Consider the following 15,605-nt stretch of genomic DNA (forward strand, 5'->3'; position numbering starts at 1 on the left):
CGCTGAGATGATAAAGAAGCTCGTTATCTACGGCGTAATAGCTTTCGCCGTATATCAAGGCGCGAGTTTGTACACGACATATACCTTGGCTGAAAAGGTTTCAGTCTGTGGGGCGCGCTATGGAGTGCCGCAGGAAATTGATAAGTCTAAGTTGACGCGCGACGACTTCTTGGCAAGCGCTAAGTCATGGCGTTGCGTAAAGCGAGATCAGAACTTCCTGGAGGCATTGTTTTTCAAGGTGCCCGATACATGGACCAATCCTCCGAGACCCTATGTTGATCCGCCCTTCAGCCCAGAGGAGTTGGCTGATAATTTCGTGGTTGATAAGGAAATCCGGAAGGATCTGCAACTGCTGGCAAACGCCTACGATGATGAACACGGACGATTGATGGAGCTCATGGGGTTAGCGACTGAGAGCAGCGGCAGGAAGCTCGATAAACAAACGATTGATCGAAAATATGGCAAGGTCTCAGAAGGATTCAGGTCTGTCGCAGCAAGGTTTTCTGGAGTTCGTCTTCAAACGCGTCAGGTGAACGCATTGAACGGAGAAATCGTCGCCTCTCTGAAACAGATCGCCTCGGATGGTGAAGAAATCAGATCGCTGCTGATTTCCGTTAACAGCGACATCGAGCAGAGTGAGTCCATCTTGGCGATGCCAAAGAGTGCCATTGCTGATAACAGAGTGAAGTTGCTGCAAATTCAAGATCGCCTAACGCTTGCTGAGGCGAGGGTAAAGACGATGCTCGTGGAGCTGGATAAAGATCGAGACAATGCGATGCAGGCCATCGACGCGTTGGACACGCTTGCTCGGAAGCATGGCGTCAGTCTGAAATAATCAAGCCCGCGTAGGGCGCAATAATAAAAAGACATTGGGTCGGATATGTGTCACAACACAGGCCCCAAAAACATCCAGTCATTACCGTCCTGGTTTTGACTTTTCTCCCCTTGCAGCCCCGCCGAAAACCGGGCCTGCCGGGCGGATCAGCGGCGAAGGTGTTTGAGCCCCGCCCTCAAAAAAACCAATTAAAAACAGCAAGGCGGGGCGAGTTCTTCGCCGCCCATCCGGCAGGCTCGATTTTCGGGAATTCGGGGCTGTCGGGGTCGCCTTCTTTTGGTTCCTTTTCTTGGCGGGACAAGAAAAGGAACTAGCTGCCGGGCTACCCCCGGCCAACGGGCGGTGGTCCTGCGAACATATTGGCTACAGCGAACAGGCCCTTCGACAAGCTCAGGGCGAACGGTGCGGAGGGTAGTGGGCTGCCTGGATTGCAGCGGAGTGCGAGCGCAGACTGGATTGCTTCGCTGCACTCGCAATGACGGGCCATCTCAGACCAGCGTCTCCAGCGGCCTCGGCTCCCCGATCAGGTACCCCTGCACGCAATCCACGCCCATCTCCGTCAGTTTGGCGAGCGTCTCCCCGTCCTCGACGAAGCCCGCCACGGTCTTGATGCCGAGGAAGCTGCCGGTCTCGAGGATCGAGCGCACCAGCGCCTCGTCGATCATGCTGGTGCCGAGTTCGCGCACGAGCGCGCGGTCGATCTTCAGGTAGTCGAGCTTCATGCTCTTCAGGCGCGTGTAGGAGCTGGTGCCGGCGCCGAATTCGTCGAGCGTGAAACGGCAGCCGTGGCGCTGCAGCTGGCGCATGAAGAGCTGGGTCTGGGCGTGGCCCCCGACGGCGTCGGCCTCGCTGATCTCGAAGATGAGCTTGTCGCCGGGGAGGTCGCCGCGCGCGAGATCGGCAAGCAGCAGTTTCAGGAACAGCGGATTGGTGACCGACTGGCCGGAGAGGTTGATCGCGAAGCCGCCCAGCGTGGCGACGCGCTCGGGGTGCGCGCGCATCCAGTGCAGCACGCTTTTCACCACCCAGCGGTCGATCTCGGTGACGCGTTGCAGGCGTTCGGCGACGGCGATCAGGTCTCGGGTTGCAATGCTGGCCTCGCCCTGGGTCACGGGATGCAGCAGCACTTCGTGGTAGAGCGCCGTGCGCGCGGCATCGGCTGCGGCGACGACGGGCTGGCAGTTCAGGCTGAGCTGGTTGTGCGCGAGGATGTCCGTGAGCCGGTGCGCCCATTCGGCCAGCGCCAGCACGCCGCCGGCATCGGCCTCGCTGCCGTAGACGACGACCCGCGCGCCGGATTCGCGCGCGCCCGCGCAGGCGGCGTTGGCGTTGTCGTAGTATGCCTCCGGCGTGAGGCAGTCGCGGGTCCACATGAGGCCTGCGGCCGCGTCGACGCGGTAGCGGATGCCGTTGATCTCCTGCGGCTGGCCGGCGATGGCGCGCAGCAGCGCGTCGGCCTGGGCTTCCGCCGACGCCTGGCCAGCCGCCTCGATCCAGAATGCGATGCCGGATTCGCCGGCACGGGCGAGCAGGGCGTCGGGCGGCAGCAGCGCGGGCAGGATCTGCGCGTACTCGCGCAGGATCGGCGTGCGGATCTCGGCGCCGACGGCTTCGCCGGCGGGCGTCGTGATGTCGAGCTGGACCACGCCGACGGCGTAGCCGCCGTCGGCGGCCTGGCTCCGCAGCCAGGCGCGGCGGATGGCGCGGAAGAAGCTCTTGCGGTTGGCGAGTCCGGTGGCGGGGTCGTGCGAGGACTGCCAGACCAGGTCGCGCTGCATCTTCTGGATCATCGCGCTGTAGGAGCGATCCATCAGCGGCAGCTCGAGGTCTTCGGCCCAGTGTGCGTCGCCGCTCTCCAGTGACTGCAGCAGGTCGGTGCGCTTGAGGTCGAGCTTCTTGATGCCGCGGTAGTTGGCGAACACGTAGACCGGTGGCTGGTCGCCGATCCAGATCAGATTGAGCGGCGTGTCGAACGATTTGAATTGCAGCCAGTCGCCGACGCGCAGGCGTTCGGCGAGGGTGTCCTGCGTCTCGGTCAACGGTTCGGTGGCGGCATCGGTCAGCCGGGCGGCGACCGGGGTGCGCGGGTGCTGCGACTTGTCCTCGTCGAACAGCACGCTGGCGAGCTGGTCGACGATGCGGTCCTGCGCGAACTTGTCGGCGCAGACGTGGGTGAGCGCCTGGTCGATGCGCTGCAGCAGGGTCTGGATTTCGGCGGTGGTCGCGCCGGCGTGCTCGGGGTCGAGCCACACGCAGAGCTGCTCGAGCACGCGCCAGGCCTCGCGCGCCTCGTCGCTGTCGCTGCCGTGGCGAATTTCGGCCATCAGCAGCACGTTGCGCCAGCCGCCGTTCAACAGCTCGATCACCGCATTGGGGATCGGGCGCTCGTCGAGCCGCGCCAGCAGTTCGCGCAGAATGCGCTGCTTGGCGACCTCGGCGCGCTGGCGGCCTTCGCACATCTCCTGCAGGCGGAAGATGCGCGCGGCGCGCTCGTTGAGCAGCGGCTTGACCACGCGCTCGAGCTGGGTGCGCGCTTCCTCGAACACCCCCGGGTTCCTGTCGGCCTCGGCGTTGATGCGGTCGGTCCAGCGGTTCATCAGCCGCAGCAGGCGCTGGTCGGCGATCTTGCCGTCGTCGCCCGCCACCATGCTGATGCGGTCGAGCGTGTTCAAGACCTTGTGCGCAGGGTGGGCGGGCGAGCTGAGGAAGGCCGGGTCGGCCATCGCGAGCTTGATGAGGCTCGCCTCGAGCTGCTGGAAGAACGGCCGCATGCCGTCGCTGATCGACTTCTCCGCGTGCATGGTGTCGAACAGTGCACCGAACATGTCGACCGAATGCTGCATTTCCACCGTGACGGCCGGCGGCAGTGCGCCGGCGGCGGCCAGGCGCTGCAGCACCGGCGAGTGGGCGACGCCGGGCGTGTATCCCCCGTCGGGGCGGATGCCGCCCGGCGCGCCGGCGGGCATGGCGGCGCCAGGCGTGGCCTCACCGGGTAAGCCGCCCCCCCAGGCGGGCGTGCCGCTGCCGCCGGGCGCGAGGGAACGGCCGCCCTCGCCGGCGGCGACGGAAGCGGACGCCTGCCCGCTTGCCGGCTGGCCACGGAAGAAATCCATCAGGGAACCGGCGAGCCGGCTCAGGGTGCCCTGCGGGGGGGCGGAGGGAGGCACGGAGGCGGTCGCTTCCACGGCCGCGGGGTGAACACTGCCGGGGGTGCTGCGCTCGGGCGTCACCACCGGCCGATACTTCGCCGCTTCGGCCTCGGACACCGGCAGCAGGGCCAGCAATTCGGCATAGAGCGGCGCCAGCTGCTCGGCCAGCACGTCGCGCAGGGTGGCGTAGGCCACCTGCCGCGCCTTCGCCAGCACGGGCACGTCCTGCAGCGCGCCACGGTAGGCGTGGCCGATGACGGCGGGGCCGAACGGGTTGTTGCTGTGGTCGCAGGCAAAGCCGAACAGCTGGCCGATGCGCGGCTCGATGTCGGCCAGTTGCTCGCGGAAGTGCTCCTCCAGCCTGTTGGCTTCCGACGAGGTGGCGAGCCAGTCCTCGAAGTCGAGCTCGTCCACCAGCGCGAGATCGCCGGACGTGTCGCGCGTCGCCTGCGTCTGCACCGGCCGTGCCTGCTTCAGCGCATCGAGCACCGCCTGCACGAAACGGGTCTGCACCGCCGGTGCGTGATGGGCGAACTCATGCACGGCGTTCAGCAGTCCGCTGTGCTCCGCGATGCCGGCAGCATGCAGGGCGGCGGCGTTCAGCCGCTCCGTGAGTTGGCGCATCACCTGGTCGTGCACCTGCAGCAGGGATTCGCTGAGCAGGGTCGTGCTGGCCTCGCGCAGGTGCGGGTACGCGGTCGACGCCGGCAGCGCCGCGAGCTTCTGCCGGTGGCCGGCCATGCGCAGGCGCTGCAGCGCACGGAGTGCCTCGGTCGGCTGCTGGGTGAACGCGACGCCAACCCCGAGCGGGCTCAGTCGCTTGAGCTGGGCGGGCACCCGGAAGGTCTCGGCGGCGCTGATCGAAACCGGGGTGAAGACGATCTCCACTGCGGCGTTGTCGCGCCTGGCAAGCGCCGTGATCGCCGCCTCCGGGTTGGTGAACTTGAGGAACAGGCCGCCCAGGCAGAAATCGCGGATCTCGCAGGCGATCTCGGTGTATCCCGGCTGGGTGATGATGGCTGGCTGCGAGACCTGGAAGCGCCTGTCGCGGCGCAGGTCCGGTCCGGCGTGTTGGGCGTCTGTCGCATTAGCCGTCATTTCCACACTTGAGCTCCCTGGTTGTTCTGGTCTGGCCGATCCCCGCCGTGCGCTTGGCGGGGCCTGCCCGAATTTGGTAGACTGCCATGCATGATTCGTGCCGCAAAGTTCTTTTTTAGCCGCTTTTATCCCACGCCGCAGGCGGTCGGGAGGCGCTGAGACGAACAGCATGCCCTTCACGAAACCGCCAGCATGCTGGCGGTTTTTTTCGTTATGAGCCGCCGCTGGAGTCCAACGCAAACAACCGGAGTCTGAGATGACCGCCACCCGAACCGACGACACCCGCATCGAGCAGAGCGGCGAACTGCTTGCCCCCATGCAGATCATGCGCGAACTGCGCGCCAGCGAGGCGGTGCACGCGCACGTGGCGCAGGCGCGCAGCGCCATCCACGATGTCCTGCGCGGTGCCGACGACCGCATGTTCATCGTCGTCGGGCCGTGCTCGATCCACGACCCGGCGGCCGCGCTCGACTATGCGCGCCGGCTGAAGCCGCTGGCCGACGAGCTGGCACGCGATCTCATCGTCGTGATGCGCGTGTACTTCGAGAAGCCGCGCACGACGGTGGGCTGGAAGGGCCTGATCAACGACCCGCACCTCGACGAGAGCTTCGACATCAACGAGGGCCTGCGGCTCGCGCGTAAATTATTGTTGGAGACCAACGAGATCGGCCTGCCGTGCGCGACCGAGTTCCTCGACCTGATCTCGCCGCAGTACATCGCCGACCTGGTGAGCTGGGGCGCGATCGGCGCACGCACGACGGAATCGCAGTCGCATCGCCAGCTGGCCTCCGGCCTGTCGTGCCCGGTGGGGTTCAAGAACGGCACCGACGGCAGCCTGAGGATCGCGGTCGACGCGATCAAGGCCGCGGCCGCGCGCCACCACTTCATCTCGATCACCAAGTCGGGCCACGTCGGCGTGTTCAGCACCTCGGGCAACGAGGACACCCACGTCATCCTGCGCGGCGGCAAGGCGCCCAACTACGATGCCGCGAGCGTGAATCTCGCGTGCGGCGAGCTGGCCGCGGCGGGCTTGCGCCAGCAGCTGATGATCGACTTCTCGCACGCGAACTCGAGCAAGCAGTACCAGCGCCAGCTCGACGTCGGCGCTGACGTCGCCGCGCAGGTGGCGGGCGGCGACACCCGCATCATCGGCGCCATGATCGAAAGTCACATCAACCCGGGGCGCCAGGATATGGTGGCCGGGCAGCCGCTGGAATATGCCAAGTCGATCACCGACGCCTGCATCGGCTGGGACGACACCGTGCCGCTCCTCAGGCTGCTGGCCGACGCGGTGAAAAAACGCCGCCTTACCGCGCCGGCGGATGAGGAATAAGCGCGCTTCCGGAGTAAAATGCTCGCGGCGGGCCTCCCCGCATGGCTAAGTCGTGAATCGGGTCAGGTCCGGAAGGAAGCAGCCCCAGCGACCGACGCCAGTGCCGGGGTTCTGGCTCGCCATTCCTGGCTGCATTCGGACGGGCTGTGTTGGATCAGATCGGGCGTTGTCGCGCCTTGCCGTACTGATCTGTACTGTCTGCGGCGCTCCGCCTTGCCTCCGTCCGAATGCAGCCAGGAATGGCCATAGCCAACGACATCACCCATGACTGACCTCTTCGGCGATTCCGCTACCCCCACCGTTGCGCTGGCGCGCAAGTGGCGGCCGCGCGCGTTCGCCGACCTCAAGGGGCAGGAGCATGTGGTGCAGGCGCTCTCCAACGCACTCACCCAGGGCCGGCTCCACCACGCCTATCTGCTCACCGGCACGCGCGGCGTCGGCAAGACCACGCTGGCGCGCATCCTGGCCAAGTGCCTCAACTGCGAGACCGGCGTCACCGCGACGCCGTGCGGCACCTGCTCGGCCTGCACCCAGATCGACGCCGGCCGTTTCGTCGACCTGCTCGAGCTCGACGCGGCGTCGAACACCGGCGTCGACAACATGCGCGAGGTGCTCGACAACGCGCAGTACGCGCCGACCGTGGGCCGCTACAAGGTCTACATCATCGACGAAGTGCACATGCTGTCGAAGCCGGCGTTCAATTCCATGCTGAAGACGCTGGAAGAGCCGCCCGCGCACGTCAAGTTCATCCTTGCCACCACCGATCCGCAGAAGATTCCGGTGACGGTGCTCTCGCGCTGCCTGCAGTTCAACCTCAAGCCGATGCCCCCCGCGCTGGTGGCGCAGCATCTGGGCGAGGTGCTCGCGCAGGAGCATGTCGACGCCGAGCCGGCGGCGCTGAACCTGCTGGCGCGCGCCGCCGCCGGCAGCATGCGCGACGCGCTGTCGCTCACCGACCAGGCGATCGCCTACGGCGGCGGGCGCGTCGAGGCCGCCGGCGTCGAGGCCATGCTCGGCGCGGTGCGGCGTGACTACCTGTTCGACCTGCTCGACGCGCTGGCGGCGCGCGACGGCGACGCGCTGCTCGCGCAGGCGCGCGCGCTCGCGGAACGCGGCATCGCATTCGACGCGGCGCTGCAGGATCTCGGCAACCTGCTCACCCAGCTTGCGCTGTTGCTGCATGCGCCGGGCGCACAGGAAGCGGGACTCGATGCCGAGCGCATGCACGCCGCCGCCGCGCGGCTCGACCCCGAGACGGTTCAGCTCTTCTACCAGATCGCGCTGAACGGCCGCCGCGATCTGCCCTATGCGCCGGACGAGTTCTCCGGCTTCGCGATGACGCTGCTGCGCATGCTGGCGTTCGCGCCGGATGGCGCGGAAGCGGTGCGGCCGACGCCGGCCCGCGCCACGCCGGCCGCGCCAGGCGTGCCGCCGCCCACGGTCGCGAGCCCGGCCGCCGCCGCGACTGTGGCGCCGTCGACCGTCGACCCCGGCACGGCGCCGCCGGCGGCAGTCGCGACGCCCGCGGCACCGGCCGAGGCCCGCTACGATGCGCCGCAGGTGCCTGCCCGACTCGCGAGCGAGCCGGCGCCGGATGGCGACTGGGACTGGCTGGCCGTGGTGTCAGGGCTGCGCCTCGGCGGCATGGCGAAGATGCTCGCCGACCATTGCGAACTCGTGTCGCAGGCGGGGGGCACGGTGACGCTGCGCGTCGGCGAGGCACACCGGCACTTGCTCGATCGCGCCTACCAGGACCGGCTCGTCGGGGCCCTGCGCGACAGGTATGGCGCGGCGCTTCAGGTTACGTTCGAGGTGGGGCAGGCGGCGGAGCAGACGCCCCAGCAGGTGCGCACGCGCGTCAAGGCGGCGCGTCAGGCCGAGGCCGTGGCGGCGATCGAGGCGGATCCTTTCGTGCGTGAGCTGGTCGACCAGTTTGGCGGCCAGATCGACGCGACGTCCATACAGCCATTAGGAGAATCGACATGATCAAGGGCGGCATCGGCAACATGATGAAGCAGGTCCAGCAGGTGCAGGAGAACATGGCCAAGATGCAGGCCAAGCTGGCCGAACTGGAGATCGAGGGGCAGAGTGGCGCCGGCATGGTCAAGGTCGTGATGACCTGCAAGTACGACGTGCGTCGCGTCACCATCGACCCGAGCCTGATGTCCGACGACAAGGAAATGCTCGAGGATCTGGTTGCCGCGGCGATGAACGACGCCGTGCGCAAGGTGGAATCCACGGTGCAGGAGAAGATGGCCGGCGTCACCGCCGGCCTGCCGATCCCGCCGGGGATGAAGCTGCCGTTCTGACCGGGTCGAGGCAGCGACATGCAGCCGGCTGCGCTGGAAAGCCTGATCAGCGCCCTGCGCGTGCTGCCGGGGGTCGGCCCGAAGTCGGCCGCGCGCATGGCCTACCATCTGCTGCAGCGTGACCGGCGCGGCGCGGAGCAGTTGGCGGGCGCGCTCCACCATGCGCTGACGCACCTGCATCACTGCCGCCTCTGCAACAACTTCTCGGAGGCGGAGGTGTGCGAGGTGTGCGCGAGTCCCAAGCGCGACAAGCGGCTCCTGGCGGTGGTCGAGATGCCCGCCGACTTCAACATGATGGAGGCCACGCAGAGCTACGGCGGCCTCTACTTCGTGCTGATGGGGCGGCTGTCTCCGCTCGACGGCATCGGGCCGCGCGAGATCCATCTCGACCGCCTGATCGCGCGTGCGCTCGATGGCGTCGTCGAGGAGGTGATCCTGGCGACCAACTTCACGCCGGAAGGCGAGGCGACCGCGCACACGATCGGCGAACTGCTGAAGGCGCGTGGGCTCAAGGTGAGCCGCCTGGCGCGCGGGGTGCCGGTCGGCGGCGAGCTCGAATACGTCGACAGCGGCACGCTGGCGCAGGCTGTCCGCGATCGGCGAACCGTGTAGCGAGGTGCGCGAGACGCGCAATTGACGAACAGACAACTGAATCGGAAGACACGATGGAATTGACCGCATTGACTGCCCTGTCCCCCCTCGACGGCCGCTATGGCGGAAAGACCGCTGCCTTGCGCGAGTTCTTCAGCGAGTATGCGCTGATCAAGAATCGCGTCATCGTCGAGATCGAATGGCTGAAGGCGCTCGCGGCGGAGCCGGCGATCGCCGAAGTGCCGGCGTTCTCGAGCGACGCCATCGCGCTGCTCGACGGCATCGCCGATCGCTTCTCGGTAGCCGACGCCGAGCGCGTCAAGGCGATCGAGGCGACGACCAACCACGATGTCAAGGCGGTCGAATATTTCCTTAAGGAGAAGACGAAATCGAACGCCGAGATCGCCGCGGTCTCCGAGTTCTTCCACTTCGCCTGCACCTCGGAAGACATCAATAACCTGTCGCATGCGCTGATGCTGAAGGGCGCGCGCGACGGTGTGCTGCTGCCCGCGCTGGAGAAGCTGATCGCGCGCCTGACCGACCTCGCGCACGAATTCGCCGACCTGCCGATGCTGTCGCGTACGCACGGTCAGCCCGCCTCGCCGACCACGGTCGGCAAGGAGATCGCCAATGTCGTCTACCGCCTGCGCCGCACGTGGGATGCGATCGGCGCGGTCGAACTGCTGGGCAAGATCAACGGTGCGGTCGGCAACTACAACGCGCACCTGTCGGCCTATCCGGAGCTCGACTGGGAAGCGTTTGCGCGCAGCTTCGTGATGGAGCTCGGCCTCACCTTCAACCCGTACACGATCCAGATCGAGCCGCACGACGCCATGGCCGAACTGTACGACGCGATCGCGCGCACCAACACGATCCTGATCGACCTCAACCGCGATATCTGGGGCTACATCTCGGTCGGCTACTTCAAGCAGAAGGTGAAGGCGGGCGAGGTCGGCTCGTCGACGATGCCGCACAAGGTCAACCCGATCGACTTCGAGAACAGCGAAGGCAACCTCGGCCTCGCCAACGCGGTGCTGCGCCATCTGGCCGAGAAGCTCCCGATCTCGCGCTGGCAGCGCGACCTCACCGACTCGACCGTGCTGCGCAACATGGGCGTTGGCTTCGGTTACAGCCTTCTGGCCTACGAATCCTGCCTGCGCGGTCTTGGCAAGCTCGAGGCCAATCCGGTTGCGCTTGCCGCCGACCTCGACGCCAACTGGGAGGTGCTCGCCGAGCCGATCCAGACCGTGATGCGTCGCTACGGCGTGGCGAATCCCTACGAACAGCTGAAGGAACTCACGCGCGGCAAGGGTGGCATCAACCGCGACACCCTGCACGGCTTCATCGACGGCCTGGCGATCCCCGACGCCGAGAAGACGCGCCTGAAGGCGATGACGCCGGCGTCCTACACCGGCATCGCGGCGGAACTGGCGCGCCAGATCTGAGCGGAGGCTCCATGTCCGAACACGCACTCGACGTCGGCCTCGCCGACTTCACCCAGAACGTCCTCGAAGAATCGAAGCGCCGCCCGGTGGTGGTCGATTTCTGGGCGCCGTGGTGCGGCCCCTGCAAATCGCTGAAGCCGATCCTGGAGAAGCTCGCGGCCGAATACGGCGGCAAGTTCCTGCTGGCCAAGATCAATTCCGACGACAACCAGGAGCTCGCGGCGCGCCATGGGGTGCGCGGCATTCCCAGCGTCAAGGCGTTCGTGGACGGCCAGATGGTCGACGAGTTTTCCGGCGCGCTGCCGGAAGGCGAGGTTCGGGCCTTTCTCGATCGCCTCATTCCCAGCCCGGCCGACGAACTGCGCGCGCAGGCGGCGGATGCGCGCATGGCGGGCGATCTGTCGGGCGCCTTGCGGCTGCTCGCCGAGGCGTCGAAGCTCGATCCGCATGACGTCGGCGTGCGCCTCGACGCCGCCGAGATCATGCTCGACCTCAACGAGACGGGTGAGGCGGAGCGCCTGATCGCCAGCGTGCCTGCCGACGCCGATCCGCGCGCGGCGCAGCTGAAGGCGCGGCTGCAGTTCGCCGGCGCCGCGGGCGCGGACGATGCGGCGCTGCGCGCGCGCGTGGCCGCGAACGAGAACGACCTCGACGCGCGCCTGTCACTCGCCAACCTGCTGATTGCCGCCGGCCGGTACGAGCCGGGCATGGAGCAACTGCTGGAAATCGTGCGGCGCGACCGCAGCTTCGGCGACGACGTCGGCCGCAAGACCCTGCTGTCGGTGTTCAACCTGCTCGGCGGCGGCGAGCTCGTGAGCCGCTACCGGCGCATGCTGGCGAGTGCGCTGAACTAGTCCGGCTCAGTCGAGCGGCACGTAGCGCACCTCGACGATCTCCACCTCGCGCCGGCCTTCCGGTGTCTGCACGCTGACGCTGTCGCCTTCGCGCGCCTTCAGCAGCGCCCGCGCCATCGGCGAAATCCACGCGATGCGGCCGCGCCCGGCATCGGCCTCGTCGATGCCGACGATGGCATAGGTCGCCTCCTTGCCGTCGGCATCCGCAACGGTGACGGTCGCGCCGAAGAACACCTGGTCGGTCTCCTCGCGCGTCGCCGGGTCGACGACCTCGGCGTGCTCGAGGCGCTTGGAGAGGAAGCGGATGCGCCGGTCGACCTCGCGCAGGCGCTTCTTGCCGTAGATGTAGTCGCCGTTTTCCGAGCGGTCGCCGTTGCTTGCGGCCCAGGCGATGGTTTCGACCAGCTTCGGCCGCTCGACCTTCCACAGCTGGTTGAATTCGGCGTCGAGCCGCGCGTAGCCGGCTGGCGTCATGTAGTTCTTCGAGCCGGCGGGCAACGCGGGCGCGGCGACGTCCTCGTCGTCGGCCTCGGGGGCATCGGATTCCTTGACGAATGCCTTGTTCATCGGCCAAACAGGTGGGCAAGCAGGGTGAGAAGCAGCGACATCAGGATGACGCTGGTGAAGGGGAAGTAGAATGTGCCGCGCGCACGCTTCACCCGCACGTCGCCCGGCAGTCGTCCGAGGCCGAGGCGTTCCAGCCAGGGCGTCAGCAGGCCGAGCACCAGCAGCGCTGCAACCAGTGTGAGCAACCATTTCAGCATGAGGAAATTTTAACCGATGGACGCCCTGCCGCAGTTCGAACGCACCCGCATCCTGCTCGATGCCGACGAACAGATGCGCCTCGCCGGCGCGCACGTGCTGGTGGCGGGGCTCGGCGGCGTCGGCTCGTATTGCGCCGAGGCGCTCGCGCGCGCGGGGGTCGGGCGGCTGACCCTCATCGATCACGACGTGGTCGCGGTATCGAACATCAACCGTCAGCTGCCTGCGCTGCTGTCCACGGTGGGGCAGCCGAAAGCCGAGCTGATGGCGGCGCGGATCCGTGACATCAATCCGTCGTGCGAGCTCAACGTGATCCGCGAATTCCTGATTCCGGAGACCGTCGCCGACATCGTTCCGGCCGACGTCGACTTCGTCATCGACTGCATCGATTCGCTGAACTGCAAGGTCGCGCTCGTCGCCAGCAGCGTCGAACGCGGCTTGCGGGTCGCCTCCAGCATGGGCGCGGGCAACAAGCTCGACCCGACCCGCATCCGCATCGCCGACATTTCGAAGACGGAGATGTGCCCACTCGCGTCGGTCATGCGCAAACGGCTCCGGAAGCGCGGCATTCCGAAAGGCGTACTCACGGTGTTTTCCGACGAGCCCGGGCGCACGCCGCTGCCGCCGCAACCGGTCGAGGGGCGCGGCCGCGACCGCGCCGTCAACGGCACCATCAGCTACATGCCGCCGCTGTTCGGACTGATGCTGGCGGGCGCGGTGGTGCAGCGGCTGATCGCCGCCTGAACGGCGGGCGAGAAAAACGCCGGACGGGCCGGCGTTCTGCAAGGCGCGACGAAATTCGCCTCAGATGGATTCGGACTGAACTTTCCGGCGGGCGCGCAGGGCGACCAGGCCCACGCCCACGAGCAGCATGGCCCAGGTCTCAGGCTCGGGTACGGCGGTGACCTGGTTCGTCATGGAGATGTTCAGCGTATAGGCGCCGCCCGCCAGGCTGCCCGTGGTGGCGGCGAAGCTGCCCGCGGAGGGGTTGTACGTCACGCCCGAGGCGATCCCGAAATTCAGGTTGTGGCTGTCGCTCGTTTCCGTCCCTCCCGTGATCCCCGAGCCGGTCACCCCGTCGGGCGCCCAACTGAACACCTGATGCCCCAATGCATCGCTGATCGCGATGGTCATGGTGGTAAAGGCGTTTCCGGCGCCTGCGACCTGCATATAAGGAAGCGCATTGAAGGCAAATGAAACGGTGCCCGGCGCAGACAGCAGGAAGCTGGCGACCATGCTGTTCGAGCCCGATGCGAACCCCGCCGGCCCGGCCGATATTTCGCCGATGCTTGAAGCGGATCCCGTGCCGGCCAGCACGTTGCCGCTTCCGATCAGTGCGTCGCCGTAGGCGTAGTCGCTGCCCGAACCGTGGGCGGCGAAGCTGTTGTTGAACGCGCTGCAAAATGTGCCGACGCATGCGGCAGGTGCGTCATTTGTGCCGAAGTTCGTATCCGACAGGACCCCTTGGGCCGCGACACTGGTGGAAAAGGTGAAAGGACTCAGGGTGCCCGGGCCGCTAAACGTCAGGCCGAAGTTGCTGATCGTGTTGTAGGAAACGGCGTAGGTACTCGCCTGCGCAGGGGCATTTGCGAGTGCAAGGACGGCGGCCAGGGCCAAGGCGTGCAGTTTCACGTGCTGTCTCCTCCAGAGAGATATCGCTGGTCAATATTTGCTAATTATTCTAAATAGCCTCAGCAAGTTTCATGCCATTTTTGGTATGCCATTGTTTCTTAAGGAAATATTCGTCTTCTGCCGGATGGGGATGTAAAGAAAACCGACAAGCCTGATCCGGCTTGAATGGCTAGCCGCGTTCGCCCGATCGGGGTGCGGGGTGCCGTCTCAAATGCGTCGTCGCTGCGGTCCGCGCCGACGTCGGCGATGCCTTGCGGGGCGGCGCGAAACGTCGTCCATTCCCGCGGGCGCTGGTTGAGGCGCCCGTCGCCGCCCTCAGTTGATCTGCTTGCGGATGAAGCCCGCGAGGATGTGCAGGCGGGTCACGCTGTCGTTCATTTCCAGCAGGTTCTGCTTGGTCGAGAGCTTGAGCGGCAATACCTCGGAGAGCCGGTAGCCCACCCACGCTGCGTCGTCGAACGCGTGCGGCTCGGGAAAGCGCGCCGCGCCGTGTTCGTCGACGATGTGCCGCAGGATCTCGACGACGAGTGCAAGGTCGGACGGCACGGCCACTGCCGCCTCCGCGCTCACGGCGTCCACCTCGCCGATCAGCAGGCCGCTCGGTTCGCTGCGGAGATGGCGGATGACGAAGCGTTCCTGCGCCTCGGTGTCGATATGCAGGATGCCGGTCTCCGGCATGTCCCATTCGGTGATGCGCACCCGGGTACCCACCATGTAGGGCAGCGCCGGGGAGCCGGTTTCGCTGCCTTCGCGAATGGCGCAGATGCCGAAGGGTGCATCGTCGGCGATGGCCTGCTTCACCATCTCGAGGTAGCGCTGCTCGAAGATCCGCAGCGGCAGGCGCCCGCCGGGGAACACGACGGTGTTGAGCGGGAACAGTGGAAGCGTCGTGCTCACCGATTCTCGCCCCAGCGCTCCGTCAGCGCGTGCTGGATGCCCAGCTGGTCGAGGATGCGCGCGACGATGAAATCGACCATGTCCTCGACCGACTGCGGCCGGTGGTAGAAGCCGGGATTGGCGGGCAGGATGACCGCGTTCATCCGCGACAGCGCGAGCATGTTCTCCAGATGCAACGTGGAGAACGGAGCTTCGCGCGGGACGAGGATGAGCTTGCGCTGCTCCTTCAGCATCACGTCGGCGGCGCGCTCGATCAGGTTGTCGGACAGGCCGTGCGCGATGGCGGCGACGGTGCCCATCGAGCACGGGCAGATCACCATCGCGTCGGCGGGGTTGGAGCCGGAGGCGACCGGGGCGTTCCAGTCCTCGCGGCCGAATACGCGAAGCTGGCCGTCGCCTGCGTTCAGCGCTTCGGACAGTTGGTTTTCGAGATCACCGGCGCGCGCGGGCAGCGCCACACCGAGCTCCTGCTTGGCGACGATGTGGGCGGCCTGCGAGACCAGCAGATAGACATTCAGGTCGGCCGCCAGCAGGCATTCGAGGAGACGCAGGCCGTAGGCCATGCCGGATGCGCCGGAAAGCGCGAGGGTGACGGTATTGAGGGGAGCATGCATGGCACGGATTGTCGCCCGGATGCCGCCAATAATCCACTGCGGAGTGCGGCCGGACGCGGCCAGCGCGCACGTTTTCGCCGTGCGTC

At 66.6% G+C, this 15,605-nt stretch carries 14 protein-coding genes and 1 other RNA gene; 9 read left to right on the forward strand and 6 right to left on the reverse strand.

Going from position 1 to position 15,605, the window contains the following annotated elements; all coding sequences use genetic code 11:
* The first annotated feature begins 7 nt into the window (after positions 1 to 7).
* Complete coding sequence (locus VA613_RS02915) at positions 8 to 835, forward strand: hypothetical protein (RefSeq protein WP_324780365.1); 828 nt, start codon at positions 8 to 10, stop codon at positions 833 to 835.
* A 488-nt stretch (positions 836 to 1,323) separates the two neighbouring features.
* Here VA613_RS02915 and VA613_RS02920 read toward each other — a convergent pair whose 3' ends face one another.
* The gene (locus VA613_RS02920; protein WP_324781212.1) at positions 1,324 to 5,082 is read right to left on the reverse strand and encodes a DUF1631 family protein; all 3,759 of its coding nucleotides are present in this window, start codon (positions 5,080 to 5,082) and stop codon (positions 1,324 to 1,326) included.
* Positions 5,083 to 5,338: 256 nt separating this feature from the next.
* Here VA613_RS02920 and VA613_RS02925 point away from each other — a divergent pair, with 256 nt between their 5' ends.
* The 7 genes from VA613_RS02925 to VA613_RS02955 all read left to right on the forward strand — a co-directional run bounded on the left by VA613_RS02925 (position 5,339) and on the right by VA613_RS02955 (position 11,614).
* Positions 5,339 to 6,415 carry a 3-deoxy-7-phosphoheptulonate synthase gene (locus VA613_RS02925; RefSeq protein WP_324780366.1) on the forward strand — a complete coding sequence of 359 codons (1,077 nt, stop codon included), beginning with the start codon at positions 5,339 to 5,341 and terminating at the stop codon, positions 6,413 to 6,415.
* Positions 6,416 to 6,441: 26 nt separating this feature from the next.
* Positions 6,442 to 6,539: signal recognition particle sRNA small type (gene ffs, locus VA613_RS02930), an RNA gene on the forward strand.
* 140 nt (positions 6,540 to 6,679) lie between these two features.
* Positions 6,680 to 8,401 carry a DNA polymerase III subunit gamma/tau gene (gene dnaX / locus VA613_RS02935; protein WP_324780367.1) on the forward strand — a complete coding sequence of 574 codons (1,722 nt, stop codon included), beginning with the start codon at positions 6,680 to 6,682 and terminating at the stop codon, positions 8,399 to 8,401.
* The gene (locus tag VA613_RS02940; protein WP_324781213.1) at positions 8,401 to 8,724 is read left to right on the forward strand and encodes a YbaB/EbfC family nucleoid-associated protein; all 324 of its coding nucleotides are present in this window, start codon (positions 8,401 to 8,403) and stop codon (positions 8,722 to 8,724) included. The genes dnaX and VA613_RS02940 overlap by 1 nt, the downstream gene beginning before the upstream one ends.
* Before the next feature lie 18 nt (positions 8,725 to 8,742).
* Positions 8,743 to 9,336 carry a recombination mediator RecR gene (recR, locus tag VA613_RS02945; protein WP_324780368.1) on the forward strand — a complete coding sequence of 198 codons (594 nt, stop codon included), beginning with the start codon at positions 8,743 to 8,745 and terminating at the stop codon, positions 9,334 to 9,336.
* 53 nt (positions 9,337 to 9,389) lie between these two features.
* Positions 9,390 to 10,760 carry an adenylosuccinate lyase gene (gene purB / locus VA613_RS02950; RefSeq protein WP_324780369.1) on the forward strand — a complete coding sequence of 457 codons (1,371 nt, stop codon included), beginning with the start codon at positions 9,390 to 9,392 and terminating at the stop codon, positions 10,758 to 10,760.
* 11 nt (positions 10,761 to 10,771) lie between these two features.
* Positions 10,772 to 11,614 carry a co-chaperone YbbN gene (locus VA613_RS02955; protein WP_324780370.1) on the forward strand — a complete coding sequence of 281 codons (843 nt, stop codon included), beginning with the start codon at positions 10,772 to 10,774 and terminating at the stop codon, positions 11,612 to 11,614.
* A 6-nt stretch (positions 11,615 to 11,620) separates the two neighbouring features.
* Here the strand turns inward: VA613_RS02955 and greB are convergent, their stop codons facing one another.
* Positions 11,621 to 12,181: a transcription elongation factor GreB gene (gene greB / locus VA613_RS02960; RefSeq protein WP_324780372.1), complete on the reverse strand. Its 561-nt coding sequence runs from the start codon at positions 12,179 to 12,181 to the stop codon at positions 11,621 to 11,623.
* The gene (locus VA613_RS02965; RefSeq protein ID WP_324780373.1) at positions 12,178 to 12,378 is read right to left on the reverse strand and encodes a DUF2905 domain-containing protein; all 201 of its coding nucleotides are present in this window, start codon (positions 12,376 to 12,378) and stop codon (positions 12,178 to 12,180) included. The genes greB and VA613_RS02965 overlap by 4 nt, the downstream gene beginning before the upstream one ends.
* Positions 12,379 to 12,394: 16 nt before the next feature.
* On the opposite strand from VA613_RS02965, the gene VA613_RS02970 reads away from it, so the two are divergent.
* Complete coding sequence (locus tag VA613_RS02970; RefSeq protein WP_324780374.1) at positions 12,395 to 13,120, forward strand: tRNA threonylcarbamoyladenosine dehydratase; 726 nt, start codon at positions 12,395 to 12,397, stop codon at positions 13,118 to 13,120.
* Positions 13,121 to 13,180: 60 nt separating this feature from the next.
* Here the strand turns inward: VA613_RS02970 and VA613_RS02975 are convergent, their stop codons facing one another.
* From VA613_RS02975 to VA613_RS02985, 3 genes are all read right to left on the reverse strand, one after another.
* Positions 13,181 to 14,008, reverse strand: a complete 828-nt coding sequence (locus tag VA613_RS02975; RefSeq protein ID WP_324780375.1) for an EDSAP-1 family PEP-CTERM protein — start codon at positions 14,006 to 14,008, stop codon at positions 13,181 to 13,183.
* 315 nt (positions 14,009 to 14,323) lie between these two features.
* Positions 14,324 to 14,905: an LON peptidase substrate-binding domain-containing protein gene (locus tag VA613_RS02980; RefSeq protein WP_324780376.1), complete on the reverse strand. Its 582-nt coding sequence runs from the start codon at positions 14,903 to 14,905 to the stop codon at positions 14,324 to 14,326.
* Positions 14,902 to 15,519, reverse strand: coding sequence for a flavin prenyltransferase UbiX (locus VA613_RS02985; RefSeq protein WP_324780377.1), 618 nt, complete (start codon positions 15,517 to 15,519; stop codon positions 14,902 to 14,904). The genes VA613_RS02980 and VA613_RS02985 overlap by 4 nt, the downstream gene beginning before the upstream one ends.
* Positions 15,520 to 15,605: the final 86 nt, after the last annotated feature.

Origin of the sequence: Thiobacillus sp. SCUT-2, assembly GCF_035621355.1 — a bacterium.
GTDB lineage: Bacteria > Pseudomonadota > Gammaproteobacteria > Burkholderiales > Thiobacillaceae > Thiobacillus > Thiobacillus sedimenti.